We start from the raw sequence: 25195 nt of genomic DNA, 5'->3' as shown, positions 1-25195 counted from the left end.
CTTTTCGCCGCGGCGGCAAGTTGACAATCGCCGCGGCGCTATGCTTAAATAGAAATAAAGTAACAGGATGAGTGGGGCGGTTCGGAAATGAGTATCAAGATCGCGGTATGTGAAGATTGCCCGAAGGATGCGGAGTTCCTCCGTGGGCAAATGAACCGGTATTGCCAGGACAACAGTTTGCCGCCCTTTGAGGTAGACATTTTTTCCACTGGTCTTACGTTCTCTGAGCACTGTGTGCCAGGGACCTATGACCTCATCTTTATGGACATCTACTTGGAACACGAAGATGGGATGCAGGTAATCCAGGAGCTCCGGCGGCTGGACCAGGACTGTCCTGTCGTCTTTTTTACCCGCAGCGCCGACCACATGCTGGAAGCCTTCGAGGTCAACGCGACCCATTACCTGACAAAGCCCCTAGCCTACCCTAAACTGGCGCAGGCGCTCGACCGCTGCCTGCGGCTCCACAAAAAGCAATCCAAGTTTATCCTGCTGCACACGGAAAAGACGCTTCGGAGGGTGCTCCTGCGCGAGATCATCTTTGTGGAGGTCTTTGGGAATATCAGCGTCGTCCATCTGAAGAAAGAGGATATCCATACGCGCACGACGTTAAAGGATATGGAACGGGAAATAGAAAAGGCGGGCGGCAGCGCCGAATTCCTGCGTTGCCATCGGAGCGTGCTGGTGAACATGAACCATATTACCGCGTTGCACGGCTCCGTCTTCCTGATGGATACGGGGCTGCCCGTACCCATCTCGAAATACAGCCGTAAGCAGGTTGTCCGGGCATACGAGCTGTTTGCGCTCCAGAACATGCGGGAAAGCCACGCAGTGGGGGCCGGGGTATGACGCGGTGGCGGATTGCGGCGCTGCTGCTGGCTCTCCTGCTGTGCACGCTGCCGGTGCGGGCCGAGGAGGATCTGCCAGGGGGCTGGGGCTTTTCGCCCGGATGGGAGGACAGCCCCAGCCCGGAGGGAGAGCCCCCTGGCCCCGAGCCGGAAGAGGGGCAGGACCTGTCAGGAGGCGGGGACCTCTGGCCTGGCGGGGATGGATCCCTGCCGGGAGGCGGGATCCTCTGGCCAGGGGATTGGGAGCCGCCCGATCCCGAGCCGGGAGACGGGGAAGGCTCCGAACCGGAGGTGGACCCGTCTACCTGGGCAGACGGCACGGTGGATAACGCCAGGGAGCTGTGCGCCTGGATGCGGAGCCTGGGCCCCGAGGGAGGCGAAATCACCCTGGGGGACACCGTTACCCTTACCTGGGAGGACGTCGCCTACTTCGGCGCGAACCTGGAAGCCCCCGCCGTCATCCACACCGGGCCCCACAGCCTGGTCTATGACGGCAAAGGCATCCGCGTCATCGGGCAGGAAGTAGGGATGTTCCAGATAGAGGGCGAGGGGGTGGACGCCCCCGTGCTGGAGATCCGGGGCGACCAGTTCTTTGGCAGCGACTGGAACGAGATCCTTGCCTACCAGGAGGTCACCGCCTCCGGCCGGGACGGCCAGGGGGGTGTGGCCGTCCGGGTCACGTCGGACAGCGAAACCCGCAACAATCTGGAGTACTACAGGACCCGGGGGCGCATCCATGCCTATGGGATGGGAGCCGTGGGGCTGAAGCTGGACGTGCCAGCCCTGGTGAACTGCCTGGACATCGACGTTTCCGGGGAAGGCGCCCTGGCCATCGACGGCCCGGAGGGGACGGCGGCTTTCCTGTGCACCCTTACCGCCGGGGCGGGCGGCTCTGTGGCGGGAAGCGGGGTGAATACGGACGGCTCCATCCTCCCCCCAGAGACGGAAGGCCCCCGCATCGACCGCCGGGTTGGCATCGACCCCCAGATCCCCCTGGGGACGAGCCGCCGTGACATCGAACGCATCGTAGGGCTTCACTATCTCCAGCGCTACCGCCTAACGGACGGCAGCTATGTGGACGTCGAGCTGGCCTACGACGAAGGCTTCGCCAAACATCTGGACACCTCCGTCCCGGGATCGGTGGATATCCCCGTGGCTCTGCCCAAACCCCTACAGGGGCTTGGGCTGGAAGGGGAAAACGGCCTCACCTTCCGTGTGTGGATCCGGGATCCGGCCTTGCCCATCCTGGCCGATATGGAGCAGGAGGACGGCCTTATAACCTTTTATACCTCCTATGATTTTATTTCCGCGGGGAGCGTCTGGGATCCGGGGACGCGGCTTTGGCGCTCCGACGACGGCGGCGTTACCTGGCACGACGCTACCGGTTGGGACGCCGTGACATGGTGCGCTGAAGGCTATTCCGTGGAACTGTTCCGCCTGGACACGGCGGGACTAAACAGCCCCATCTCCCTGGTACTGGAAAACCGCGCTGGATGGGGCAACGTGGTGACGCTCACCCCCGGGGAAGAAGGCGTTATCACCCCCGGCACCGGCGGCGACCGTGACGGCGGCGACCGGGAGGAACAGCCGGGCGGCGACGGCGGGCAGCATGGCGGCGGCAGCCCCGCCGATGGGGCGGAACCCAACGCCCCTTCAGGAGAACCCTCAGGCGATAGGACGTCCCCTGGCTCCCATACGAAGCCCAGTCCACAACCGGATGGCGGTGAAGCTGATACGCCTACGCCGCAGGGCAATGAAAGCGTAGCCGCGGATCCCCCCGGGCATGATACGCCCCTTCATACGCTGGAGGATGCGCCTGTGCCGGAAGCCGCCCCTGCGGGGCTGCCTGTGGAAGCGGCATCCCCGCCCTCCCCCCATGCAGCACAGGAGACGCATTCCAGCGTTGCCACGCTGGCCTCTGCCCCAGATCAGGTACCTGAGACCCAACCCCCAGCACAGGCAGGGCTAGACATACCGGAGGAGAAACCGACGCCTGACCCCGTCGAGACTGGCGAAACCCCAAATCCTGATGCGGAGACGCCACCCCCCGCCCCAGCCCAGGCGCCGCAGGCAGAGCCGTCCCACCGTGGCGCGCTTGCCCTGCCTGCCCTCGTGCTGTGCATTGCGGGCGGTTTGACCGCGCTGGTTACCCTCCGGAAAAAACGGGGTGGGCGCTGATGCAGGAAATAAGGATCAGGCAGGCGGCAGGGGAGCGCATCCGCGTGAAGCTGGGGTTTCCCCTGCTTTTGCTGTCGCTCTGTATCCTCACGGCGGCAGTGTGTTCGTTTTTATACCGGTACGATAATAAATATACCGCCCCCGGCCCAGGCGCTGCGTATGGCAATATGGATTTGCGCGGGGATGATGCGTTCGAACCGCGCGGCCTTGTATGGCTGGCAGACGGCTGGGAATTTTACGGCGGCGAATTGCTCACCCCGCATGATTTTCAGAACAGCGCCCCCACGCCTGACCGTTATGTGTTCGCGGGGCAGCTCGGCGGGTTTGAAACGGTAAACGGCCAGCCCCACGGCAGCGCCAGCTACCGGATCACAATCACATTGCCGGAGCGGGCGCAAACCTATGCCCTCTACCTGCCCGAGGTCTTTTCTGCCTGCCGGCTGTATGTCAACGGCACGGAGCGGCTGACCCTCGGGCAGGCCGACCCCGAGCACTACCGGGCGGAAACGGCGGAAAAGGCCGTTTATTTCGAGGCGGCGGGTCAGGTGGAACTCCTGCTTGCCGTCTCCGATTATTCCCATACTTACAGCGGGCTGGTGTACCCGCCCGCCCTGGGGCTGCCCGACGCTGTGGACTGGATGGCCGCCTTGCGGCTCAACCTGCGCACCGCGCTTTTGACCCTTACGGCGCTGATCGGTGGCATCGCCCTGCTGCTTTTCGCCGCGAACCGGGGTAATCCCCTGCCCGCCCTTTACGCGCTTGTGTGCCTGTCCTTCCTGGGCTATACCTGCTACCCGGTGGCCAAGACGCTATTCCCCACTTTAGGCGGGCTTCACTTTGTAGAAAACCTGTCCTTTTGTGCCATGATCCTGCTGGTTTTCCTCTTACAGCGGAAACTCCTTGCCCTGGAGCACCCGGTAAACACCTTCGGTATCCTGTTTGGTGCAGCCGTTTGCCTGGCCTGCGTGTCCTACCACCTGCTCCTGCCGGGAGCCGGCCTGGGTCTGCTCCTCTCTTACTCCAAGCTCATGGCGCTTTATAAATGGTTGAGCGCAGCCCTGCTGACGGCGGGCGCCGTCCTTAGCCTGCGGCAGGCGGACGAAACCACCCCCCACGCCAAGGTGCTCCTGTGCGGCATGGCCGTCTTTGACACCGCGCTGGCTATGGATCGGCTACTGCCCCTCTATGAGCCCATTTACTCGGGGTGGTTCCTGGAACTGGCCAGCCTTTGCCTTGTACTGCTCATTGGGGCGGTGCTCCTACGGGAGATCTATGGCCGCGCTGTCACCAGCCTGGTGCTGGAGGAGGATATCCATCTGACCCGTCAGAACATCGCCATGCAGAAGGAGCAGCACCATACCATGATGGAAGCGATCGCACAGGAGCGGGCTTTCCGCCATGATCTGCGGCAGCATATCTCCGTCCTGCATGAACTCGCCGGGGCGGACGATTTAGACGCCCTCAAGCGGTACTTCGATAAGCTGGAGGGCGCGCTGCCCCCTCGGCAGGACGGCGCTTTTTGCGAAAACGCGCCGGTGGATACGATCATCCGCCACTATGCCGCCCGTGCCGGGCTGGTGGGCGCGGAATTCGCCGCGGCAGTCCAAGTGGGCGCGGATATCGCCATCAGCGAAGTGGATCTGTGCGTGATCTTTGGCAACCTGCTGGAAAATGCCGTGGAGGCCTGTGCGCGGCAGCAGGAGGGCAGTAAGTACATCCATGTATGCGCAGGGCCGTCCGTAGGGGCATTTGCCATAACCGTTGAAAACCGCTTCAGCGGCTCCCTGCGGCGGAACCCGTCTGGGTTCCTCTCCAGCAAGGGTTCACGGCCAGGCATCGGGACGGCCTCCGTACGGGCGATCACCAAAAAATACGGAGGCATGGCGTCCTTTGAGACGGTCGGCGATACTTTTAGAGCCAGCGTCATTTTGCATTTATAAGCTGATTTTTCCCGTTTTTTAATTATGCGGATATTTAAACGCCTATCAAGCTTTTCCACAATAACAGAGGTGCATTGCATGGATTTTTTCACATTCCTAAAAGACAGCCTTTCAGACGGGCGGCAAGTGTTGCGCCAAGGCGAGATCGATCAACGCCAGCTCCCGCCGGAGCTGCTGGAACGGCTGGATACGAAAAATGCCGTGACCAACGTGCACCGTTTAGTCCCCTTTTCCGTGCTGATCTTCTTGATCGAAATCCTGAACCAGGTTGTTATTTTCACGGCGGACGTTTCCCCTGCCGTCCATGAGGCATACCTAGCTGCGGGTGGCTTCATGATGATGCTGATGGCCGTTGTCGTTGTCTTGGCGTACCAGTTCCTTACAGCTTCCATGGTGGATCGCCGACACTGTAAATGCCTGTACCGGGCCTTTTGGTGGCTCTTCACCATAAACATGCTGGTATTTGTCTGCCTGGAGATTGTCACCCGGAACCTGACCAACAACTACTTCTATCTGCTCATCCTTACCGCCGCGTTCCCCCTGCTCTCCCGGCGGGAAGCGTTTTGGCTCTTTGGGCTGGACGCCGTTGTTACCATCACTGTGGCGGTATTCCATGGCTTTACCCCCCAGCAGCTCCTCCAGCTCCCACTGATCGCCCTATTCGCCCTGATCCTGTCTCGCGTCCTCTACAACGCGCACCGGGGCAACGACATCACCCTGGGGCTGTTAGAAGCCTCCAACCAAAAGCTGTCGGCGCTTGCCCGCACCGACCCGCTCACCGGCCTGTTAAACCGGCGCGGCATCCAGGAAGCCCTTGGCGAGACGCTCGCGCAGAAGGGCGACGGTTGCGGCGTGGTGTTCCTAATGGTCGACATCGACCTTTTCAAATCCTATAACGACCGCTTTGGCCACAACCAAGGCGACGTGTGCCTCCAAACGGTGGCCAATACGCTCCGGCGTTGCGTGCGCGGCTCCGCCGACCTCGCCGCCCGGATCGGCGGGGAAGAGTTCCTGATGGCCCTTATCGACTGCCCGGCCGTGGAAGTCCTTCCTGCGGCCGAGCGGCTGCGGCAGGCGGTTTTGAACCTTGGGCTGGAAGCCGCTACCGGTGCAGTGAACCGCTGCGTGACGGTGAGCGTGGGGACAGCCTCCGCCAAGACCCCCATCGACTTTGTCACCCTGTACAACCAGGCCGACAAGGCGCTCTACCGCGCCAAAAACTCGGGCCGGAACTGCGTTGTACTGGGAAACGGGATCGACTGCAATCCAACATAAGGCTGGATATACACTTATCGGCAAGCGCAAAGGCGGCTTATTCTGTATCCGGCCGGTACCGATATGATTTTGAAATCACAAATGCCTTGCAGGCAACGGCCTCCTTTGCTGCGAATGCTGCAGAAGGCGGGAACGACCCTGCAAAAAGCAAAAAAGAACCAGAAGATACGGATGGTATCTTCTGGTTCTTTTTTATACGTGGGCTGTTTCCAGCTTTAATTACTTGGTCATGGACGCAACTTCAGCAGCGAAGTCGTCCTGCTTCTTCTCGATGCCCTCGCCCTTTTCGTAGCGGACATACTTGACCAGCTTGATCTCGCCGCCCAGCTCCTTGGCAACCTCAGCGATGTGCTTCTCGACAGAAGCCTTGCTGTCCTTGACAAAGACCTGCTGCAGCAGGCAGTTTTCCTCATAGTACTTGCCGACGCGGCCTTCTACCATCTTCGCGATGATATTCTCCGGCTTCGGCTTAGCGGCGGCCTTGTTCTCCTCGAGCGCCTGTGCCATCAGGATTTCGCGCTCCTTGTCCAGGGTCGCGTTGTCAACCTCGGACTTGTCCATGAACGCCGGGCGCATTGCCGCGGCCTGCATGCCGATGTCCTTGCCCAGCTCGGTAACGGTCGCGTTGCCCTTGAGGTTATCGGAAACCGCAAGGCCGACCAGGACGCCGATTACGCCGCCCATGTGGGTGTATGCAACATTCACAGTAGCGTCGTCGTAGCGCTCGAAGCGGCGGATCTGGATGTTCTCGCCGATGGTCAGAACCTTCTCCTGCAGCGCTTCCTGTACGGTGATATCGCCCATCTTGCAGGCCTTGAGCGCCTCCACGTCAGCCGGCGCGTCCTGCATGACAACGCCCGCCAGGTCGGCAACGAACTTCTGGAAGTCCGCGTTCTTGGCGACGAAGTCGGTCTCGGAGTTGACCTCGATGATCGCGCCCACGCCGCAGTCGCCGCAAACGGTCGCGCATACGACGCCTTCCGCCGCAACGCGGTCGGCCTTCTTAGCGGCCTTGGCGAGACCCTTCTCGCGCAGCAGCTCGATCGCCTTGTCAAAGTCGCCGTCGGATTCGGTCAGCGCCTTCTTGCAGTCCATCATGCCTACGTTCGTCATTTCACGCAGCTTCTTTACGTCAGCAGCAGTAAAAGCCATTTTAAAATTCCTCCTGTATATTGAAATCCATCGTGAACAAAGGGCGGGGCAGCCCTTCCTTGTATGGCATGCGCCAAATCAGAGTGTCCCCGCCCTTCCGCGTTAATATATTCTAAATTACTCGGCGTCCTTAGCCTCAGCCTTGGCCTCAACCTCGAGCTGCTCGCCCTGCTTGCCCTCGAGCACCGCGTTGGCCATAGTGCCGGAGATCAGCTTGATCGCGCGGATTGCGTCGTCGTTGCCCGGGATGACATAGTCGATCTCGTCCGGGTCGCAGTTGGTGTCGACGATTGCGACAACCGGGATGCCCAGCTTGCGGGCTTCCGCGATCGCGTTCTTCTCCTTGCGGGGATCAACTACGAACATCGCGCCCGGCAGCTTCTTCATTTCCTTGACGCCGCCCAGGTACTTTTCGAGCTTTGCGATCTCGAGCTGGAGCTTGATAACTTCCTTCTTCGGGAGCAGGTCGAAGGTGCCGTCCTGCTGCATCTTCTGGAGCTGGTTCAGACGTGCGATACGGGTACGCATGGTCTTAAAGTTGGTCAGCATGCCGCCCAGCCAACGGGCGTTTACGAAGTACATGCCGCAGCGCTCCGCCTCTTCCTTGATCGCGTCCTGCGCCTGCTTCTTGGTGCCCACGAACAGGATGGACTCGCCGGCCGCCGCGATATCACGGACGAAGAAATACGCCTCCTCGAGCTTCTTTACGGTCTTCTGCAGGTCGATGATGTAGATACCGTTGCGCTCGGTGAAGATGTAGGTCGCCATTTTCGGGTTCCAGCGGCGGGTCTGGTGGCCAAAGTGCACGCCCGCTTCCAGAAGCTGCTTCATAGAGATTACTGCCATTTTTGTTTCCTCCTCAAGGTTGTTTCCCTCCATCCCGTGTCATCTGCCGGCGGCACCCCCTTGCGGGAGGCACCCCGCCGCTGACATAAACGGGATGTGTGTTTTGTTCTGCACTCAATCGTGCTTTGATAGTATAGCATGCAATTTCGCGTTTGTCAAAGCATTTTTTGCAAAATTCTCCGATTTTATACGCGGAAGAAGCGTCGTTTTTCCTTTTCGCGGTGCGGGCGCGTCGTTTCCCACCGCACGAGGATAATGTCGTCCCCGATCTTGTCGATCGCGTCCCAGGGGATTACATATTCCTCCCCGCGCCCAAATAGGCCGAAAAACCAGCACGTGCCGGGGACGACCAGCGCCACCACGCGGCCGCACAGGATATCGACCTCCAGATCCCCCACGTAACCGAGCCGTGCGCCGTCACAGATATTGATAACCTCTTTCATACGCAGCTCGGCAATCCGGCAGCCCTGCATATCGCTCCCCCCTTACGTAATCCCCGCCTTTTTCATAAAGGCGCCGGTCGATATCCCAGCCGGGCGGTTGAACCGTTTCATCTGGTACAGGCAGTCCGGGTCGCGCGTCACGGTGTTGACGCCTTCCTCGCACCCAAGCGTACATTGGAACCCCATCTCCTTCAGGATCACCTCGCTCTCCTTGGACAGCGAGCCGAACGGGTAGGTATAGCAGGTCGGCTCCGGCAGCCCCGCGCCGGTGATCAGCTCCTGCGCCTCCCGGGTATCGTGCTGCAGGAAGGCGCGGTAGCTCGCCTCGTCCTCCCCGCGCGTGCGCAGGCAGCCGCGCCGGTTGCCGTAGGTATGCAGGTCGTACGAGTGGTTTTGTATCTCCACCGTGCCGTCCGCCGCCATTTCACGGCACCGCTCGGTTGTCAGGTGCGACCAATACGCGTTTTCCTGCCCGTTTTCCGTAAACAGCGCGGTCTGGCTGCCGATAATGGAAATCACCGCGCGCATGCCCTGTTCCTTCAGGATCGGGTAGGCGTACAGGTAATTGTTATAGTAGCCGTCGTCGAAAGTAATCATGACCGGCTTCTCCGGCAGCGGCGCGCCCTCCCGCACATAGGCCAGCAGGTCGGATACGGTGACGCTTTCATACCCGTGCTCCTTTAAATAGGCGAGATCCGCCTTTAAGGCGTCGGGCGGCAGCACGTATTTCCCCGTGCGCGCCGAATCCTTCAGGATGCTGTGATACATCAGGACCGGCACCTGCACGCCGGCGTCCGCGGACGCCGAGGCCATGACCTGCTGCCCCGCGACCATGCTGTTGGCGGTAAAAATGCCCCAGAGCGCCAGCACGGTCGCCGCCATCTGTAATATGGTTTTCTTCATGCTCCCCTCCCGTTATTCCGTGCCGCACCAGATCATATCGTACATACGGTAGTATTCCTTGCCCTCCCGGTACACCGTGCTGCGGTGCTCGGAAAGCAGGCGCGTCAGGGCGTACAGGTCGACCCATATCTCGTTATTCGACTCCTTCTGTTTCTCGTCGAACACCAATTCAAGCCCGTAGTGCAGGTGCGGCGTTTCAATCCCGTTGACGTTTTCCTTGCTGGAATACCCGGTCTGGCCGAGATAACCGATCACCTGCCCCGCCGTCACGCGGTCGCCCTCGCGCAGCCCCTCCTGGAACGGATGGTCCTTGCGCAGATGCGCATAATACCAGTAACGCTTCTGATCCAGGCTGCGGATGCCGATCCGCCAGCCGCCGTACTGGTTCCAGCCCATGACTTCCACGGTACCGGTTTCCACGGCCACGATCGGCGTGCCGACCGAACCCATGAGGTCGTGCCCCATATGCTGGCGCGCAAAGCCGTAGGAGCGGCTCGCCCCGAAGTCGTCGAAATCATTATAGTAGTAACCCTCCGCGACCGGGGAGTAGGCGCGCAGGCCATACCGCGCTGTCCAGGCCGGCTCCTCGCCCTCCTCGCCGGGCAGTTCCTGCACATAGTCTCCCAGGAGCCCGCCCAATACCGCGCCGTACGCCTCCCGGAAATAGGGGAAATACTTCATGCCGCGCGTCAGCCCCGCAATGTCCTCACCGCCGTGCAGCTTTTCCAGGACCGCATCCATATCCGCGGCCTTGTACCTTCCCCACTCGCCCCCGTACTTTGCCGCAAGGTAGGCCAGCGTATCGATCCAGCTCACCTTGCCCCCGCAGGAAATATCGTCCTCCATCGCCTTGTGCAGAGCGGCATACGGTACGTTAAACTCCACATACTTGATATAGCTATCCGCCGCCCGCGAATGCACCGCGCAGACCGAAACCGCCGCCAGCCCGGCAAGCAGGCATAGCCCGGCCGCCAGAAGGCGCCGTGCGCGAACCGTCCAGAACAACAAAAAAACCACCCCCACGGACATCTCCATTCATAGATATGTCCGCAGGGGCGGCGATATTCGCGCTGGCGTCAGACGCCTACCTTATAGGTCTCGACTGCGTTGCCGACGCTTTCCTTTTCACTCTTTTTGCCGTATTGGTCTACCTTGGCGCGGCCCTTGACCTCGTGGTTGAGGCTGCAAGCGCCGCCGACACAGCCGCCGACGCAGGCCATGCCCTCGATAAAGTTTTTGTCCAGCTTGCCCGCCTTGGCGCGCAAAAGGGCGGTCTTGCAGGCTTCGATCCCGTCGCAGGCCTCGGCCTTGACCTCAAAATCAAGCCCTTTTTCCTTGACGACTTCGAGCACCGCCTCGGTCAGGCCACCCGAACGGCCAAAGACGCGGCCGAAGTAGGAGGCGTCCTCCAGCGGGGTCTCGTCCATGACGCTCATGACGATGTTCTGGCTGTCGATCATCGCCTGCAGCTCCTCAAAGGTCAGCACGCAGTCGATCCACAGGTCGACCGTCATCTTCTGCTGTTCGGCCTTTTTCGCCGTGCACGGCCCGATAAAGATCGTGCGCACCGGCATTTCGGCGTTGATCTTGACATAGCGGCCGATTTCCGCCATCGGGGAAAGGTTGTGCGAGATATGTTGCGCCATATCCGGCATCGCGGTTTCAATGTACTTGACAAAGGCCGGGCAGCAGCTCGAGGTCAGGAAGCCCTTTTCCGCAAGCTCCTCCGCCTCCTTTTCCGCCACCATGTCCGCGCCCATCGCCGCTTCGACCACATAGTCGATGCCAAGGCGGCGGATCGCGGTGACCACCTGCCCCAGGCTGACGTCGGTAAATTGCGAGGCGATGGCCGGCGCGACGATGGCGACGACCTTGTAGTTCTTGCCGCCGTCGGCGTTCTTGATGATGTTGATCGCGTCGACCATAAAGGATTTGTCCATGGCCGCGCCGAACGGGCACTGGTAAACGCACGCGCCGCAGGCGATGCACTTCTCTGGGTCGATCTCGGCCTTCTTTTCTTCGTTCATATGGATCGCGCCGACCTTGCAGCTCCGCTCGCAGGGGCGCACGTTTTCCGTAATCGCGCCGTAAGGGCAGACCTTGGCGCAGCGGCCGCACTCGATGCAAATATCCGGGTCGATGAAAGCCTTGCCGTTTTTATCCTTCGTAATCGCGTTTTTCGGGCAGTTCTTGATGCAGCGCTGTGAAATGCAGCCGCGGCAGGACTGGCTGACCGTGTAACGCTCGACCGGGCACTCGTCGCACGCGAGCGGGATGATTTCAATCACGTTGGGGTTGCGGCTGTCGCCGCCCATCGCCAGGCGCACGCGCTCCTGCGCAATGGCGCGTTCCTTATAAATACAGCAACGCATCGTCGGCTTGGGCCCCGGTGAGATAATTTTGGGAATTTCGTAATAGGACTCCATCAGGTTGCCGGCAAATGCACGCTCCGCCACTTCCTTCAGGATACGGTACTTGAGCAACTGCACATCGGTTTCAAAGGATCTCAATCTGTCTCCGCCTCTCTCAGTATCCCGCCGCTGCGGCGGGGCAATCCCCGAATTGATATTTTTTTAACAAGGCCATTGTACAACGGTTTGCGCCGCCTGTCAACGTCCTTTTCACACATTCCGGAAATTTACGTTCCTGGCGATTCCTGCGCCCGTTTCAGAGCTCCCAGCTGCGGCTGTCCAGCAGGATCTGCGCCGCGCCCTGGTAGTCCCCCACCGTCCAATCCGGGCGCACGCCGCAGGACGGCGCCTTCCCGGAGGGGTTAAACCAGACCGCGCGCACCCCGGCGGCCTGCGCACCCACGATATCCGCCGTGAGGGAATCGCCGAACATGATATAATGCGCGGGGTTATCGTCCCCAAAGCGCGCCATGGCCTCGAAAAACATATCGGGCGCGGGCTTTGGCGCGCCAACTTCCTCGCTTGTCAGCATGAGGTCGGTATACGGGGCAAGGCCGGCGTGTTCCAGGCGGCTCTGCTGCGAGCGGCGCAGGCCGTTCGTCACCACGCAAACCTTATGCTCCCGGTGCAACGCCCCGACGAACGGCACCGCCCCCGGGTACGGGATGCCCGCCTCGGCGAGCGCCGCGATATAGTGCGCGTTGACGCGATCCCAGTCCCAGTGGCCGCGCGCTTCCAGCAGGCGCTGGAAGCGCAGCGGGCGGATTTCCTCGCCCGTGGCCTCCCCACGCTCGATCGCCGCCCACATCGACTGGTTGATCTCGTGGTAACGGGCAAAATCCCCTTCGTCGGCCGGGATACCCAGCCGCGCCATGGCAGTAAAGAAGGCATGGCGCTCGCTTTGCGCGAAATCGAGCACCGTGCCGTCCAAATCCAAAAATACCGTCATTTTTCTTTCCATGCCGCCGCACCGTCGCGGTACAGGCTGCCGCCCGCACAGTCCATCGCGACAATCGCCGGGAAGTTTTCCACCGTCAGTCGCTTGACCGATTCGCAGCCCAGGTCGTCATACGCCACGACCTCAAGCGCCTTGACCGCGCCCGCGATCAGCGCGCCCGCGCCGCCGACGGCGACCATATAGACCGCGCCGTTGCGCGCCATGGCCTCCGCCACGGCGTCGCCCCGCACGCCCTTGCCGATCATGCAGCACAGCCCGGCGTCCAGCAGGCGCGGCGCGAAGGGGTCCATCCGCCCCGAGGTCGTAGGCCCGCAGGAGCCAATCACCTGCCCGGGCTTGGCTGGCGTCGGGCCGGCGTAATAGATTGCCGCGCCTCGCAGGTCGAACGGCAGCGGCCCGCCCGCCTCCATCGCCGCCACAATACGCTTGTGCGCCGCGTCCCGCGCGGTATAGACCGTACCCGTCAGGGACACCGTGTCCCCGGCGCGCAGCTTGGGCGCGGCTTCCTGTAAATCCGCAGTATTTAAATCATAATGCATGGTTATCCTTCCCCCTTCAGCAGTTCTGCCGCGTCCGACATTTTAGGGCGCTCCGGCGCGTCGGGCTGGCCGCTCGACAGTTCGCCGACCATTACCTCGTCCAGCGCCAGCACCACCTGGTCGACACGGCCAAGCAGCTCTTCCGCGCGCCGCGCCGCGGCTTCCGTCTCCGCCGCGACCCGCTTGTGCGCGCCGCGGTATTTTTCAGCTACCGCCGCCAGCTCCCGCTTGACCTGGCTGATCAGCTCGGCCGACTGTACCCGGATGCGCTGCGCGTCCTGCTGCGCCCGCTCGTCCACTTCCTTGGCGCGGCGGTAAGCGCACAGCTCGATTTCCGCCAGGCGCTCCTTGGATTCCTGGTAATCCTGGTTCTGCTGCCGCAGCAGCGCCGCTTCGCTGCGCAGCTGCGCATTTTCTTCCTCCAGGCTGCGCACCTGGTCGCGCAGCGCCTGCACGTCCGCAGCGCCCTGCGCCGCTTCCGCGCGCGCCTGCTCGGCCTCCTGCCGGAGTTGGTCGCCCTCGACCGTCATTTCGCCCAAGCGCTCCAGCAGCTCGGCGTTTTTCTCGCTGAGCGCGACGTGCTCCTCCCGCAGTTCGGCGGCCTCCGCCTGTACGCGCTCCGCCTCCGTGCGCATCTGCTCGAGCTTCTCGCCGCTTTCCTTGGCGGCCTGCTCGATATATTTCAGTACGTCCTCGCGGTTGAAACCGCCGACGACCGCTGTCTTAAACCCTTTGGTCTCCTCGTACATGCCTTTATCCTCCGCCGGACGCGCCGGGCACGCCCGTTCCCGACATAATTCCTGTTATACGCAGTTAATTATACCAAAAGCGCAGCAAAAACACAATAGGCATCGCTTTCCGGTTGCTTTTTTTCGTTATATACGCGCGAAATGCCCTCTTGCGCACGCGAAGAACTTGCATTCGCCCCCGTTCGGTGCTAAACTGAAGGAGAATTTAACCGATTGATAAGGAGCGACACCATGCTGACGATAAAAGATTTTGAAGCGGCCGCCGGCCGTTTGAAAAATGTCATCCACATCATCCCATTAAGCACTTCCCAAACCTTCTCCAACATGACGGGCGCGGAAGTCTATCTTAAATTTGAAAACCAGCAGAAAACCGGCTCCTTTAAGGTGCGCGGCGCCTACAATAAAATTATGAAGCGCTTTGAGGAGGGCGACCTCCACGCCGTCGTCGCCTCCTCCGCGGGCAACCACGCGCAGGGCGTTGCCTTTGCCGCAAGCTCGGTCGGCGTCAAGTCGACGATCGTCATGCCGCGTTCCACCCCGATCGCCAAGGTTTCTGCGACCGAGGGCTACGGCGCGGAGGTCGTCCTCGCCGGCTCGATTTATGACGAGGCCTATGCCAAGGCCTGCGAAATCATGGAAGAGACCGGCGCGGAGTTCATCCATCCGTTCGATGACGAGGACGTGATGGCCGGCCAGGGCACGATTGCGCTGGAAATCCTGCGCGACCTCCCCGGCGTGGACATGATTTTTGTCCCGGCCGGCGGCGGCGGCCTGATCTCCGGTATCGCGGCCTGCGCCAAGCAGATCAACCCGCGCGTGGAGATCATCGGCGTACAGGCGGCGGGCGCCCCCGCAATCGCTAACGCCTTCCACAACGCGGACGCCGCCCCCTGCGACCATGTGCACACCATTGCGGACGGCATTGCCGTCAAAACCCCCGGCGCCAAGACCATGGAATACATCAACCAGTACGTCGACCAGATGATCACCGTATCCGACGCGGACATTGCTTCGACCATCCTGCTGCTGCTCGAACGCACCAAGCAGGTCGTCGAGCCCGCTGGCGCCGCCTCCCTGGCCGCCCTGCTCGCAGGCAAGGTGGACGTCAAGGGCAAAAAGGTCGTGTGCGTCCTATCCGGCGGCAATATCGACGTATCCTTTATCCACAAGGTTGTGGAAAAGGGTCTTGTCACCCGCGGCCGCCATATGAAATTCTCCACCATTATGCCGGATGTGCCCGGCTCCCTGGCGGGCTTCTCCGAAATCGTGGCGGAGTGCAACGCAAACGTGATCATGTTCCAGCACGACCGCGTGCAGGCCGACCTGGATATCGACGAGGCGATCGTCCAGGTTGTCTGTGAGGTCGGCGGCAAGGAGCACGGGCAGCGCCTCCTGCGCGCGTTGACGGCGGGCGGCTATACAATCATGTCCCACCCCTTTTAACAGCGATTATTAAAATACGGGAAGGTGTTTTTACATGAAAATATCTACCAAAGGCCGTTATGCGTTACGCCTGATGCTTGACCTAGCCCTGCATGACACCGGGGCTGCCGTCCCGATCAAGGCAATCGCCTCCCGGCAGGATATCTCTGAAAAATACCTGGAACAGATCATCGCGCTGCTGACCCGTGCGGGCTTTGTAAGCTCCACGCGCGGCGCGCGCGGCGGGTACCGGCTGACACGCCAGCCCAAGGATTATACCGTGGGTATGATCCTCCGGCTGACGGAAGGCAGCCTTGCCCCCGTCGCCTGCCTGGACGACGGCGCCACGCCCTGCGACCGCCAGGCGACATGCGCCACGCTACACGTCTGGAACAAACTGAACGACGCAATTAACGGCGTGGTGGACGGCATCACCCTGGAGGACCTTGTGGAAATCCAGCGTGCGCAAATCGGCAACGACTATAGCATTTAAACTTTTCCAAGGGTTTTTAGCGCCATATGGCTTTATTTGGGGGTAATATGGCGTTAAAAATTTCTTATAAAATTTTTCCTGATTTTTTACGGAAATATCTTGACGAATGTTGGATGCTGTTATATAATAAATATCGCTGCTTGACCTGATCGGTCAGCAAAAAACTAAATCAAGATGGAGAGTTGGCTGAGTGGTCGAAGGCGCACGATTGGAAATCGTGTGTGCGTGATGAGCGCACCCAGGGTTCAAATCCCTGACTCTCCGCCAGTAAAAGCACCGAATCAAATGATTCGGTGCTTTTTTATTCTTACTTGCATCCTGTCGCCCGTCCCCCCGGAACAGCAAGGCTAACCATCCCTTTAATCATAGGCGGGCAGTTAGTATGATTTTATGCTGGGGTGCACCCGCGACGGGCGCAGGCCTGGGGGACGGTTTTGCGCCTGGCCGCACCAAAAAGAGGGGGCGCACATGTGCGCCCCCTCTTCCGCATTATTTCTTTTCCACTGCAATCCAGATTTCGCAGGTGTAGTTTGGGTTATCGACGTCGGCCGAGGGATACACTTCAAAATCCGTCCCGCCGCAGGGCTGGTATTCGCTAGTGGGGAAGAACTCACTGTATATCTGCTGATACAGCCTTTCAAACGCTTCCGGCATACTGCCGACACAGGGGAACGCCACATAGGTATGGGCTGGGATTTCCACTACAGCCAGCCCGTCCTCGGCCACCGGCATGCCGTTATAATGCGCCCCGACCGCATAGGGGAATTCGTTATCCGCCGCGTCCTTCCCGAAGCAGGCGCCGACAATGCAGTTCCCGAACACATTATCAGCCGGAATATACTTGCAGAGTGCGGGGATCGTCCCGTCCGTATTGCACGCTTGCCAAAAGCGGGTGATTTCCTCCGTCGTCATTTCCTCCTTGCCCGAAACCTGCTTCTTTTTGCAGATTAATTGGAACGCGCCCATTGTCTCAATCCTGTAATCCATAGTATTGCCTCCATCTAAAATTAGTTTTACGGAAAGCGGGGAAAAGGATTTGAGCGCCGCGCCCCCATGCTTTGCCTGGGATGGCGTGACCCCATGGAACCGGGTAAACGCGCGGCTGAAGCTTTCGGACGAGTCGTACCCGTACTTCACAGCAGCGTCGATCACCCGTACCGCAGATGCGGCCAATTCGCTCCCAGCCAGGGAAAGCCGCCGCATGCGGATATACTCGCCCAGGGTGAAACCGCACAGGATACTGAACACCCGCTGAAAATGAAAGCTGGACGAATAGGCCTGCTTCGCCACTTCTTCATAATCAATCGGTTCCGTCATATGCGCCTCTACGTAATCCACTGCCCTCTGAACCCCTGTAATCCAATCCATCGCTAACCCCTCTCTCCGTCTATACCTATCATAGCGGAAACCATCCCACGCTTCCTGACATTGCGTGCGGTCCGGTGTTACGCCGCCCTGCAACAAAAACCGTTTTACCTGCATCATACTATATTTCACGCGAAACCACAAACACCGCAGCCCCATAGGGGGATTTCGCGCACAGCGACGGCCTAAAAAAAAGAGCCGTCCATGAAGGGCGGCAAAATAGGATGTTTTTGAGTGTCTATGTAATTGTAACAGATTGGTAAATATTGTCAAGTTATATTTTTACCAAAACGCAGCGGAACCCGCCCCTTTTGCGGCGTACGCTTTTTATGAAGTATTAACGCCGCACAGGAACTATTGACGCGTTTTTGATTGCTTTTCCCCCATATCCCCCTATAATGTTCATAAAAGGGGACAAAAACACACATCCCCCTATGGCGCAAAACGCCATGTTATTTTGCAGGAGGAAAACAACTATGGACATGTTAGAGGCCGGAACCGCGGGCGCCCCGCAGGTTCTATTGCTGGAAACAGAAGAAAACCCTGTCGCCCTTCCCGCCCCACTGCTGGAAAGCTATCATTTTTTAATCCCACAGCTGAGCAAAGCTTCGTCCGCCGCGCGGGCGCACAGGCTCCCCCCTTTCCTGCAGCAAACGCATACACCGTTCTACGCGATGTGCGCGACCGCCGATTGCTGCGCCCTGGGGATACAATCCGCGGCCTATGTCAAGGACGGGCTGGTCGTGCTGGAATGCGGGGAGGCGGCGCCGGGCAGCGTACTTGTCCCGGAATTGGAATTGCATATCCAGAGCGGCCATACCCAAGGGGGGCAGCCCCATTGAAACCGCTGATTTTTACAGGCGCGGCGACGGCCATGGTTACGCCGATGCACGACGACTTTTCGATCAACTACGGTCTGTTTGGGCAGCTCTTGGACGAACAGGTTGCAAACAAGGCGGACGCCGTCGTCGTGGCCGGCACCACCGGGGAAAGCGCCACGTTAACGGACGAAGAGCATATTAACTTAATTTCCTATGCCGTGCGCCGTATCAAAGGCCGTATTCCCGTGATTGCAGGCGCGGGCAGTAATAACACGGCGCATGCGGTATGGTTATCCCGGCAGGCGGAGCGGGCGGGTGCGGACGCCCTGCTCCATGTCACCCCTTATTATAACAAAGCGCCGCAGGAAGGCCTGTTCCTCCATTTTAAAGCCTGCGCGGAGGCGACTGCGCTTCCGGTTATCCTATATAACGTCCCATCGCGCACAGGGGTGAACATCAGCCCCGCTACTTACGGGCGCCTGAGCCACATCGAAAACATCGTGGCCGCCAAGGAAGCGAGTGGCAACTTTTCGCAACTGGCCAAAATTGCAGGTTTGTGCGGCTCCAGGCTTGCCATTTACACTGGCAATGACGACCAAATCACCTCTGCGCTCGCGCTAGGCGCCCAAGGCGTGGTTTCCGTGCTGTCCCACCTTGTACCGGAAGGCACGCACAATCTCTGCACGGCGTTTTTTGACGGGGACGCCGCAAAAAGCGACGCGCTGCAACTGCATTACTTGGAACTTATCGAGGCGCTGTTCAGCGATATCAACCCGATCCCCATCAAACAAGCCCTGCGTTTTATGGGCTGGGACGTAGGCCCCTGCCGCCTCCCGCTATGCGGGATGGAGCCTGCAGCTGCGGAACATCTCCAGTTGGTACTGGCGAAATACGGCCTTTGCCCGCTGCCTTCCCATATGGGGACAAGGACAAGCAAACGGCCGGAGGCCATGCTTTTACCGCGCAATTCCCATTAACCGCAAAGCCCTCCGAGCATATACGGTTCGGGGGGCTTTTCCCTGTGTACCTTAACCCATGGCTCGCACAGTGCGTTTCCCGGCCATCCCCCAGCGCCTAATTTTCAAGCACACGATCTACGCACGCCCCGGCCTTTCCCTTTTGCGCTTGCCGATATACAGCAAAACCGATGAATTTTCTGACAAGACTGCATATTTACACGAGAGACCCATGGTTGCTATAATTAGCATGCAGCTTTGGCCAAAGCCTGTTTTTCGCAACAATCCTCATATTTCGATGGGATTTTTGCACCTATCAGCCTCATATACCCGCTACTTTATACGCAAATTTAAAAAGCAAGCGAAATGAGCCTGATGATTTACTTATTGGAAACGGGGGAAAAGAATGCTTTGGACATTCGCGACATTTGTAGGATTTACAATCCTTGTCGCTGTGATTTCTTATGTTAAAACCAAAGGGGACGACCAGACGACGGCCGACGGCTATTTCCTGGCGGGGCGGGGGCTGCCAGGCTTCGTAATCGCCGGTTCGCTGCTGCTGACAAACCTGTCGGCAGAGCAGCTTGTCGGCACCAACGGGCAAACCTGGAGCGTCGGCATGAGCCCGATGGCGTTCGAGATCGTCGCCGCGCCGTGCTGTATCATCCTCGCGCTGTTCGCCGCGCCGCGCTACCTCAAAAGCGGCATCACTACCATACCGGAGCTGATCGGCCTGCGCTATGACCGCAACACCAAGCTCTGGTTTTCCATTGCCTATATCCTTTTGTACATTGTCGTCCAGATCCCGGTCATCCTGTATTCCGGCTCCCTGGTGTTTGAAAACATTTTCGGCGTATCCAGCATCCTGGGGATTACAAAATTCCAGGCCGTGATCGTCCTTTGTATCGTCATCAGTGTAATCGGCTCGATTTATGCCATCTTCGGCGGCCTGAAGGCCGTCGCGGTGTCCGACACGGTCAACGGCGTCGGCCTGCTGATCGGCGGCTTTATGATCCCCTTCTTCGCGCTCAGCGTGCTGGGGCGCGCAACCGGCGGCGACGGGCTCGGCATCGTCGACGGCATGCGTTTCCTGGTCGCGAACCATTCGAATATGCTCAACTCCATCGCGCCGGCGGATTCCCTGCCGCCTGCAGTGCCGTGGCCGACCGTATTCACCGGCCTGCTCTTCCTGGGACTACAATCCTGGTGCACCCACCAGTCCTTTATCCAGCGCGTGCTTGCGGCGGAAAACCTCAAGGAAGCGCAAAAGGGCGCGCTGTACTGCGCGTTCCTGAAGATTATCGGCTTTATGTACCTTGCGCTGCCCGGCGTCATCGCCTTCGCGCTGTTCCAGGCCCAGGGCAACCAGGTTTCCATGATGGACGAAGCGTATCCCCAGCTTGTCACACAGGTCATCCCCGCGCCGCTGATGGGCTTCTTTGCAGCCGTAATGCTCGGCGCGATCCTGTCGTCGTTTAATTCTGTGCTCAATTCCGTCGATACGATGTTCACCATGGATATTTACAAAGAATTTGTGGATCAGAAGGCCTCCGAAGCCAAGCTGGTCAAGGTGGGCAAAAAGGCCGGCATCGTCTTTGCCGTGCTCACAACAATTGTCGGCCCACTGATCTATTTCTTCCCCGCGGGGTTAAAGACCTTCCTGGATTCGCTCGTGATGCTGATCGCCCTCCCGGTGCTGTCGGCCGTGTTCGGCGGCTTCTTCTTTAAGCATCTGCCGAAGTATTCCGCAAAGGTTATCCTGCTTGTCCATGTCATCCTGTATGGCTCGTTCCTGCTCTTCCTCGGCGACCGCTTCCACTACCTGTATGCCGTACTGGTGCTGCTGCCGCTGGAACTGCTACTCATGTTCTTCATGAACCGCTACAACAAGAAAAAGAACCACGCCCTCGCCTGGAAACAGGAGGACGCGGGCGCGGTCGACCTGACCCCATGGAAATACCGTTGGGTGGCGACCGCCCTGATCATCATCTGTATCATCGCCGTCTATGCGGCCTTCTCGCCTATCGGCATCGGCACCTGGGGGTACGCGCAGGCATGGTGACCCCATCCTGCGATCCCCTTGATACGCCCCCCTCTGTCCCCAATGGGATGGAGGGGGGCAAATTTTTTATTTTTTCCGCCAATCCGGTAAGAAACCACAATACATAAAATGTATCATAATATTTATGGGGAATTGATTTTATATCCATTGCCCCCCCCCTACGCCGCGGCCTATATCCGACAGGGCTTATATGCCAAGCTTATAGTCACTACCTCCCATCGATGATTTTGTTATATACTGTCAAAAAAAGGACGACAACATTATGACGAAGCTGGGAACGACCACTTGCCCAAACGCCCAAAAGGTTTTTGGCGCGAATGTAGAGCGATACCGCAAGCTTGCGGGGCTGAGCAAATTTCAGCTAGCGATCGACGCGGATGTGGACGTCAAGCACCTACGCGCCATCGAGCGCGGCGAACATAACCCCACGCTCGTCACGATAGAACGGATCGCAAATGCGCTGGGTGTGACGATTGGTAAATTATTCGATATAACCGGGCAAACGGATACATTCCCCCTTTCTGTAATGCAGCCCGCGTTTAACCGCCTACCGCCCGGCGAGCAAACGCGGGTGTTGTCTATCCTACGATTACTGGTGCGGGTGAATGATGATAGTGATTACTTACGTTGACCGCGGCGGCTTCGACCGTTACATCGCCGCGGAGGATCGCAGCGCCCTGCTGCAGCAAGTACAGCAGTGTGCGGTGGATATGGCGCCTGGGTACGCGGACTTTGTCCGCGAAGCCGCCGCTGCACGGTACGCCGTGCTGGACACACGGGCCGCAGGCCGCCCATATTACGGGATCGTAGGCGACAACGTCATTGCGCGGGAGCTCTCGGCAAACCGCGGGGAGGTCGAGGCTTTGGCCAACCTGCTCAACCGCGGCCAGGCATCGGAGCTCCATTTTTACGAAATCATTGAGGATTGGTTCGGTCGTCCGTAAACCTAGAGAAGTATATCCAGGTTATGCGCCATCCATTTTAAAATACACCGCCCCTTTCCGCGCGCCCTGCTGCAAGGGGCGCGTTTTTTTTGCCGCCGGCCGTCCCGCGGCATATCCGGCAAACCCTCCACATAAAATGGGACAAAGGTGGTGAGGCGGATGCCGTTAATTGATCATACCGACGCAATCCAAACATGGAGAGGATCCAAAGATGAGGGAACGTTTAAAGGCCTGGTGAGAGAAGGCAAGCTGGTACCGAACTGCTCGCTGCCGCAAAGCATTTCAGGGTTCGTCGAGGGCGAGCATCTGAACACCCTACACAAGGCGCTGGATCAGCAGCAACTGCGCCCCATTGCGACAATGGGGGCTGGGATTGTACGCGACGTTGGAAAGACCGGCGCATATTACGTGTATTTCCGGGTGATGTACGGGGGCGAGACCCCGGCGACCATGGCGTTTAACAGCGTGGGGTCTTCCCTACAGGAGTACAAGGTGCGCATGCAGTTCTTCCCCCGCATCTGGACAAATTCCAGCGGCGGCTATGTCAATACCATGGACGGTATGGGGCAGGTCAACACAACGCCGTTTTCGCAGACGGCGCAGTGGAAGGCGCTGCATGACATCCATGCGCTTGGCCGGACAACACGCGGCAGCGCCGAAGTCGGGATTTATGGCTCCGTCAGCATGTCAGACCTGGAAAGCGTGTGGTGCCTGTTCCCCTATTCCAAGCAAAAGCTGGACGAAACCATCGCAGGCCGGTCGGCGCTCCCCACGCTTCAGCAGGCGCACGCGGTTCACCCGCCCGCGCCCCCGCTATTCCCGCCGCAGGGAAACCGCGCACCGCGCCGCCGCGCAGTGCAGGTTCCGGCAGCCAGGGCAAGGGCGCGCGCCCCTTCCGTACCGCCGCGGCGGTGGACGGCCAGCCCCCTCGACACCGCCGTGCGGAACTACCAAGCTTTGCGGCCCTGTTTCCATACGGTTCAAGATATGGGATCTGCCGGGGCAAACGGCTTACGCTGGATCTGTTTTTCAAACTATATCCCGGGCAGTAGACCAAACCCGCTGTAAAAAGGAGGAACCTTAAAATGGCAGAGTGGAAACAACTGATGGGCGGGAAGCTGTTCATCACCGACCTCGGGGCGGAGCAGCACGCAGACGCGCCGGGCGGCGGCTTTACCGTCGGGCGCTACGCGGTGTGGGCGCCCATCCGGAAAAGCGACCGGCACCAGATCGTAGAAGTGGGCGGCGACCTAACGGCGCTTATGGCAAAATACAGGATACCGGAAGAGCGGGTGTGCCTGCTCGGCGTGAAGGGGGTCTGACCAATGCAACTGGGACTCGGTGAACTGATCGCAGCCATCGGCCAGGACGTATCCGAAGCGCAAAAGGCCGTAGAAGCGCGCGGCATCCAAAACTACTTGAGCTACTTCCGTACGGCGGACGCACCGGATGCGGCATCCGCCGAACATCACCCGCAAACGGCCACGGTGCTCATCCCCTCGCCGGACGGCACCCGGCAAAACCTGGTCGAGGTGCCGCTGGTCACGATGGCGCACCACAACACGGTGGAGCTGGAAAACGTGCGCATCAAGCTGCACGCATCGCTCGCGTCCGCGGAAGACGGGCGCATGTTGGTCGACGTCAACGCGCCGGAACCCGACGGCCTGCCCGGCGTGCTGACCGAAATGGAGCTGTGTTTTCGCTGCGGCGACCCGACGGAGGGCGTCGCACGTGTCAATACGGAGTTAAACAAATTCTTGTAACAGAAGGAGGTCACAGGCATGGCGGATATCGGAAAAAGCTTTGAAAGCCTGCCCCTAGGGCAACTGATTTGCGGCCCAATCGTGGAAGTTGCAAAAGGGCAAAGCGAACTGTGCAGGGTATACCTGGATTACCTGTTCCAGCTGGCGTTCAAGGACGGTGACCCGTCCAAGGGCATCAACAGCGTCAAATTCCAGCTCCAGCGTCAAATCGTGACGCCGGAAGGGGACGTCAAACCGGTTACATACGACGTCGAAGCGCCGCTGCTTTCGCTCGTTCCCGTGCCGGCATTTACGATGGATGAAACAACGGTGCAGTTTACCATGGAAATCAAGGAGGTCGTAACCGACAAGACCGGCAGCAAATCCTCGCTGGATACGACCGCGAAGTTTTCCGCCTGGGGATTCAGTTCCAGCGTGCAAGGCAAGGTTTCCGCCTCGCACGACAACACGCGCACCTCCGACCAATCGGCCAAGTACGATATTTTCGCGCGCGCAGCCCAGCAGCCCCCGGCTGAGGGCATGGCAAAACTCACCGCCCTGTTCGCTTCCGTCATGGAACCGATTGAAACCGGCGGCTCCACATAAGCATATAAAGGGAGGGGCGCGCCTTACGGCGCGCCCCTCCCTTTTTTCCCGAACCTACTATCAGGCTGGTTTTATACCTCAGCCTTCCAAAGCCCGTGCAGGTTGCAGTATGCATACGCCGCAACCGGCTTTTCGTCCGCCAGGGCAAAGACGGCCTTGGGCGCTGCGCCGGGTTCCAGGCACTTGCGCTGCCCGCCGCGGTCGGTCTGCAGGTAGATCCACTCGATATAATGCGCCTCTACCATCGGATGCTCGGCCGAACCGACCGCGACCGTCACGCGGTCCCCTTCCACGGAAATTACCGGTACGTGCTTCTCCGCGCTCGCGTCCACGCTGCCCGGCACCAGCTCCGTCATTTTTTCGCCACAGCAAACCATCGGCACGCCGGCGTCATGGATCATGCCTACCAGGTTCCCACAATGTTTGCAAATAAAAAAGCGTACTTCACTCATGCGTATAACCTCCTATGGATGTCAATGAATCAATAATAATTACTATATTTAAAATACACGCAAAATCCCGTTTTGTCAAACCTATTTGGAAAA

The 25195-nt window shown here is 59.4% G+C and carries 26 protein-coding genes and 1 tRNA gene; 16 read left to right on the top strand and 11 right to left on the bottom strand.

Annotated elements, in window-relative coordinates:
- Positions 1-87 precede the first annotated feature (87 nt).
- The 4 genes from CZ203_RS09030 to CZ203_RS09015 all read left to right on the top strand — a co-directional run bounded on the left by CZ203_RS09030 (position 88) and on the right by CZ203_RS09015 (position 6238).
- Positions 88-846: a LytR/AlgR family response regulator transcription factor gene (locus CZ203_RS09030; protein ID WP_087065778.1), complete on the top strand. Its 759-nt coding sequence runs from the start codon at positions 88-90 to the stop codon at positions 844-846.
- Positions 843-3023, top strand: a complete 2181-nt coding sequence (locus tag CZ203_RS09025) for a hypothetical protein (protein ID WP_087065777.1) — start codon at positions 843-845, stop codon at positions 3021-3023. Before CZ203_RS09030 ends, CZ203_RS09025 begins: the two co-directional genes overlap by 4 nt.
- Positions 3023-4963 (top strand): sensor histidine kinase, encoded by a 1941-nt coding sequence (locus tag CZ203_RS09020; protein WP_087065776.1) that lies wholly within the window; start codon positions 3023-3025, stop codon positions 4961-4963. The genes CZ203_RS09025 and CZ203_RS09020 overlap by 1 nt, the downstream gene beginning before the upstream one ends.
- Positions 4964-5041: 78 nt before the next feature.
- Complete coding sequence (locus CZ203_RS09015; protein ID WP_159456447.1) at positions 5042-6238, top strand: GGDEF domain-containing protein; 1197 nt, start codon at positions 5042-5044, stop codon at positions 6236-6238.
- Between the two features lie 219 nt (positions 6239-6457).
- On the opposite strand, the gene tsf is transcribed toward CZ203_RS09015, so the two are convergent.
- From tsf to CZ203_RS08970, 9 genes are all read right to left on the bottom strand, one after another.
- Positions 6458-7390 (bottom strand): translation elongation factor Ts, encoded by a 933-nt coding sequence (gene tsf / locus CZ203_RS09010; protein WP_087065774.1) that lies wholly within the window; start codon positions 7388-7390, stop codon positions 6458-6460.
- A 117-nt stretch (positions 7391-7507) separates the two neighbouring features.
- Complete coding sequence (gene rpsB / locus CZ203_RS09005) at positions 7508-8236, bottom strand: 30S ribosomal protein S2 (RefSeq protein WP_087066222.1); 729 nt, start codon at positions 8234-8236, stop codon at positions 7508-7510.
- Between the two features lie 185 nt (positions 8237-8421).
- Positions 8422-8709 (bottom strand): YlmC/YmxH family sporulation protein, encoded by a 288-nt coding sequence (locus tag CZ203_RS09000; protein ID WP_087065773.1) that lies wholly within the window; start codon positions 8707-8709, stop codon positions 8422-8424.
- Between the two features lie 12 nt (positions 8710-8721).
- Positions 8722-9582 carry a polysaccharide deacetylase family protein gene (locus CZ203_RS08995; protein ID WP_087065772.1) on the bottom strand — a complete coding sequence of 287 codons (861 nt, stop codon included), beginning with the start codon at positions 9580-9582 and terminating at the stop codon, positions 8722-8724.
- Between the two features lie 12 nt (positions 9583-9594).
- Positions 9595-10587: a M23 family metallopeptidase gene (locus tag CZ203_RS08990; RefSeq protein ID WP_235847493.1), complete on the bottom strand. Its 993-nt coding sequence runs from the start codon at positions 10585-10587 to the stop codon at positions 9595-9597.
- A 71-nt stretch (positions 10588-10658) separates the two neighbouring features.
- Positions 10659-12092: a 4Fe-4S dicluster domain-containing protein gene (locus tag CZ203_RS08985; RefSeq protein WP_087065771.1), complete on the bottom strand. Its 1434-nt coding sequence runs from the start codon at positions 12090-12092 to the stop codon at positions 10659-10661.
- A gap of 157 nt (positions 12093-12249) precedes the next feature.
- Positions 12250-12954 carry a YjjG family noncanonical pyrimidine nucleotidase gene (locus CZ203_RS08980; protein WP_087065770.1) on the bottom strand — a complete coding sequence of 235 codons (705 nt, stop codon included), beginning with the start codon at positions 12952-12954 and terminating at the stop codon, positions 12250-12252.
- Positions 12939-13490 carry a FumA C-terminus/TtdB family hydratase beta subunit gene (locus CZ203_RS08975; protein WP_087065769.1) on the bottom strand — a complete coding sequence of 184 codons (552 nt, stop codon included), beginning with the start codon at positions 13488-13490 and terminating at the stop codon, positions 12939-12941. Before CZ203_RS08975 ends, CZ203_RS08980 begins: the two co-directional genes overlap by 16 nt.
- A gap of 2 nt (positions 13491-13492) precedes the next feature.
- Positions 13493-14239, bottom strand: coding sequence for a hypothetical protein (locus CZ203_RS08970; protein ID WP_087065768.1), 747 nt, complete (start codon positions 14237-14239; stop codon positions 13493-13495).
- 231 nt (positions 14240-14470) lie between these two features.
- Between CZ203_RS08970 and ilvA the strand changes: the two genes are divergently transcribed.
- The 3 genes from ilvA to CZ203_RS08955 all read left to right on the top strand — a co-directional run bounded on the left by ilvA (position 14471) and on the right by CZ203_RS08955 (position 16421).
- Positions 14471-15682, top strand: coding sequence for a threonine ammonia-lyase (gene ilvA / locus CZ203_RS08965; RefSeq protein ID WP_235847492.1), 1212 nt, complete (start codon positions 14471-14473; stop codon positions 15680-15682).
- Positions 15683-15716: 34 nt separating this feature from the next.
- Complete coding sequence (locus tag CZ203_RS08960) at positions 15717-16154, top strand: RrF2 family transcriptional regulator (RefSeq protein ID WP_087065767.1); 438 nt, start codon at positions 15717-15719, stop codon at positions 16152-16154.
- 176 nt (positions 16155-16330) lie between these two features.
- Positions 16331-16421: transfer RNA gene (locus CZ203_RS08955), tRNA-Ser, on the top strand.
- A 222-nt stretch (positions 16422-16643) separates the two neighbouring features.
- Here CZ203_RS08955 and CZ203_RS08950 read toward each other — a convergent pair.
- Complete coding sequence (locus CZ203_RS08950) at positions 16644-17492, bottom strand: effector binding domain-containing protein (protein WP_407927727.1); 849 nt, start codon at positions 17490-17492, stop codon at positions 16644-16646.
- A 503-nt stretch (positions 17493-17995) separates the two neighbouring features.
- On the opposite strand from CZ203_RS08950, the gene CZ203_RS08945 reads away from it, so the two are divergent.
- From CZ203_RS08945 to CZ203_RS08905, 9 genes are all read left to right on the top strand, one after another.
- Positions 17996-18361, top strand: a complete 366-nt coding sequence (locus CZ203_RS08945; RefSeq protein WP_087065765.1) for a hypothetical protein — start codon at positions 17996-17998, stop codon at positions 18359-18361.
- On the top strand, positions 18358-19317 hold the full coding sequence (gene dapA, locus CZ203_RS08940) for a 4-hydroxy-tetrahydrodipicolinate synthase (protein ID WP_087065764.1): 960 nt from the start codon (positions 18358-18360) through the stop codon (positions 19315-19317). Before CZ203_RS08945 ends, dapA begins: the two co-directional genes overlap by 4 nt.
- Before the next feature lie 385 nt (positions 19318-19702).
- On the top strand, positions 19703-21358 hold the full coding sequence (locus CZ203_RS08935; RefSeq protein ID WP_087065763.1) for a solute:sodium symporter family transporter: 1656 nt from the start codon (positions 19703-19705) through the stop codon (positions 21356-21358).
- Positions 21359-21620: 262 nt separating this feature from the next.
- Positions 21621-21989: a helix-turn-helix domain-containing protein gene (locus CZ203_RS08930; protein WP_087065762.1), complete on the top strand. Its 369-nt coding sequence runs from the start codon at positions 21621-21623 to the stop codon at positions 21987-21989.
- Positions 21964-22302, top strand: a complete 339-nt coding sequence (locus tag CZ203_RS08925; RefSeq protein ID WP_143436183.1) for a hypothetical protein — start codon at positions 21964-21966, stop codon at positions 22300-22302. The genes CZ203_RS08930 and CZ203_RS08925 overlap by 26 nt, the downstream gene beginning before the upstream one ends.
- 159 nt (positions 22303-22461) lie before the next feature.
- A complete protein-coding gene (locus tag CZ203_RS08920; RefSeq protein WP_143436182.1) occupies positions 22462-23370 on the top strand; it encodes a hypothetical protein in 909 nt (302 codons plus the stop codon).
- 17 nt (positions 23371-23387) lie between these two features.
- Positions 23388-23624, top strand: a complete 237-nt coding sequence (locus tag CZ203_RS08915; RefSeq protein WP_087065759.1) for a hypothetical protein — start codon at positions 23388-23390, stop codon at positions 23622-23624.
- Between the two features lie 3 nt (positions 23625-23627).
- Positions 23628-24065, top strand: a complete 438-nt coding sequence (locus tag CZ203_RS08910; protein ID WP_087065758.1) for a DUF2589 domain-containing protein — start codon at positions 23628-23630, stop codon at positions 24063-24065.
- Between the two features lie 18 nt (positions 24066-24083).
- Positions 24084-24650, top strand: coding sequence for a DUF2589 domain-containing protein (locus CZ203_RS08905; RefSeq protein WP_087065757.1), 567 nt, complete (start codon positions 24084-24086; stop codon positions 24648-24650).
- Between the two features lie 71 nt (positions 24651-24721).
- On the opposite strand, the gene CZ203_RS08900 is transcribed toward CZ203_RS08905, so the two are convergent.
- Positions 24722-25102, bottom strand: a complete 381-nt coding sequence (locus tag CZ203_RS08900) for a desulfoferrodoxin family protein (protein ID WP_087065756.1) — start codon at positions 25100-25102, stop codon at positions 24722-24724.
- Positions 25103-25195: the final 93 nt, after the last annotated feature.

Origin of the sequence: Intestinibacillus massiliensis (assembly GCF_900155735.1) — a bacterium.
In the GTDB taxonomy this organism is placed as follows: Bacteria; Bacillota; Clostridia; order Oscillospirales; family Butyricicoccaceae; genus Intestinibacillus; species Intestinibacillus massiliensis.
This window is presented reverse-complemented; position numbering and strand designations above follow the sequence as displayed.

Coding starts and splice junctions, on each gene's coding strand:
- CZ203_RS09030 (WP_087065778.1), top strand. CDS start 88: ATGAGTATCAAGATCGCGGTATGTGAAGATTGCCCGAAGGATGCGGAG.
- CZ203_RS09025 (WP_087065777.1), top strand. CDS start 843: ATGACGCGGTGGCGGATTGCGGCGCTGCTGCTGGCTCTCCTGCTGTGC.
- CZ203_RS09020 (WP_087065776.1), top strand. CDS start 3,023: ATGCAGGAAATAAGGATCAGGCAGGCGGCAGGGGAGCGCATCCGCGTG.
- CZ203_RS09015 (WP_159456447.1), top strand. CDS start 5,042: ATGGATTTTTTCACATTCCTAAAAGACAGCCTTTCAGACGGGCGGCAA.
- tsf (WP_087065774.1), bottom strand. CDS start 7,390: ATGGCTTTTACTGCTGCTGACGTAAAGAAGCTGCGTGAAATGACGAAC.
- rpsB (WP_087066222.1), bottom strand. CDS start 8,236: ATGGCAGTAATCTCTATGAAGCAGCTTCTGGAAGCGGGCGTGCACTTT.
- CZ203_RS09000 (WP_087065773.1), bottom strand. CDS start 8,709: ATGCAGGGCTGCCGGATTGCCGAGCTGCGTATGAAAGAGGTTATCAAT.
- CZ203_RS08995 (WP_087065772.1), bottom strand. CDS start 9,582: ATGAAGAAAACCATATTACAGATGGCGGCGACCGTGCTGGCGCTCTGG.
- CZ203_RS08980 (WP_087065770.1), bottom strand. CDS start 12,954: ATGGAAAGAAAAATGACGGTATTTTTGGATTTGGACGGCACGGTGCTC.
- CZ203_RS08975 (WP_087065769.1), bottom strand. CDS start 13,490: ATGCATTATGATTTAAATACTGCGGATTTACAGGAAGCCGCGCCCAAG.
- CZ203_RS08970 (WP_087065768.1), bottom strand. CDS start 14,239: ATGTACGAGGAGACCAAAGGGTTTAAGACAGCGGTCGTCGGCGGTTTC.
- ilvA (WP_235847492.1), top strand. CDS start 14,471: ATGCTGACGATAAAAGATTTTGAAGCGGCCGCCGGCCGTTTGAAAAAT.
- CZ203_RS08960 (WP_087065767.1), top strand. CDS start 15,717: ATGAAAATATCTACCAAAGGCCGTTATGCGTTACGCCTGATGCTTGAC.
- CZ203_RS08945 (WP_087065765.1), top strand. CDS start 17,996: ATGGACATGTTAGAGGCCGGAACCGCGGGCGCCCCGCAGGTTCTATTG.
- CZ203_RS08935 (WP_087065763.1), top strand. CDS start 19,703: ATGCTTTGGACATTCGCGACATTTGTAGGATTTACAATCCTTGTCGCT.
- CZ203_RS08930 (WP_087065762.1), top strand. CDS start 21,621: ATGACGAAGCTGGGAACGACCACTTGCCCAAACGCCCAAAAGGTTTTT.
- CZ203_RS08925 (WP_143436183.1), top strand. CDS start 21,964: ATGATGATAGTGATTACTTACGTTGACCGCGGCGGCTTCGACCGTTAC.
- CZ203_RS08920 (WP_143436182.1), top strand. CDS start 22,462: ATGCCGTTAATTGATCATACCGACGCAATCCAAACATGGAGAGGATCC.
- CZ203_RS08915 (WP_087065759.1), top strand. CDS start 23,388: ATGGCAGAGTGGAAACAACTGATGGGCGGGAAGCTGTTCATCACCGAC.
- CZ203_RS08910 (WP_087065758.1), top strand. CDS start 23,628: ATGCAACTGGGACTCGGTGAACTGATCGCAGCCATCGGCCAGGACGTA.
- CZ203_RS08905 (WP_087065757.1), top strand. CDS start 24,084: ATGGCGGATATCGGAAAAAGCTTTGAAAGCCTGCCCCTAGGGCAACTG.
- CZ203_RS08900 (WP_087065756.1), bottom strand. CDS start 25,102: ATGAGTGAAGTACGCTTTTTTATTTGCAAACATTGTGGGAACCTGGTA.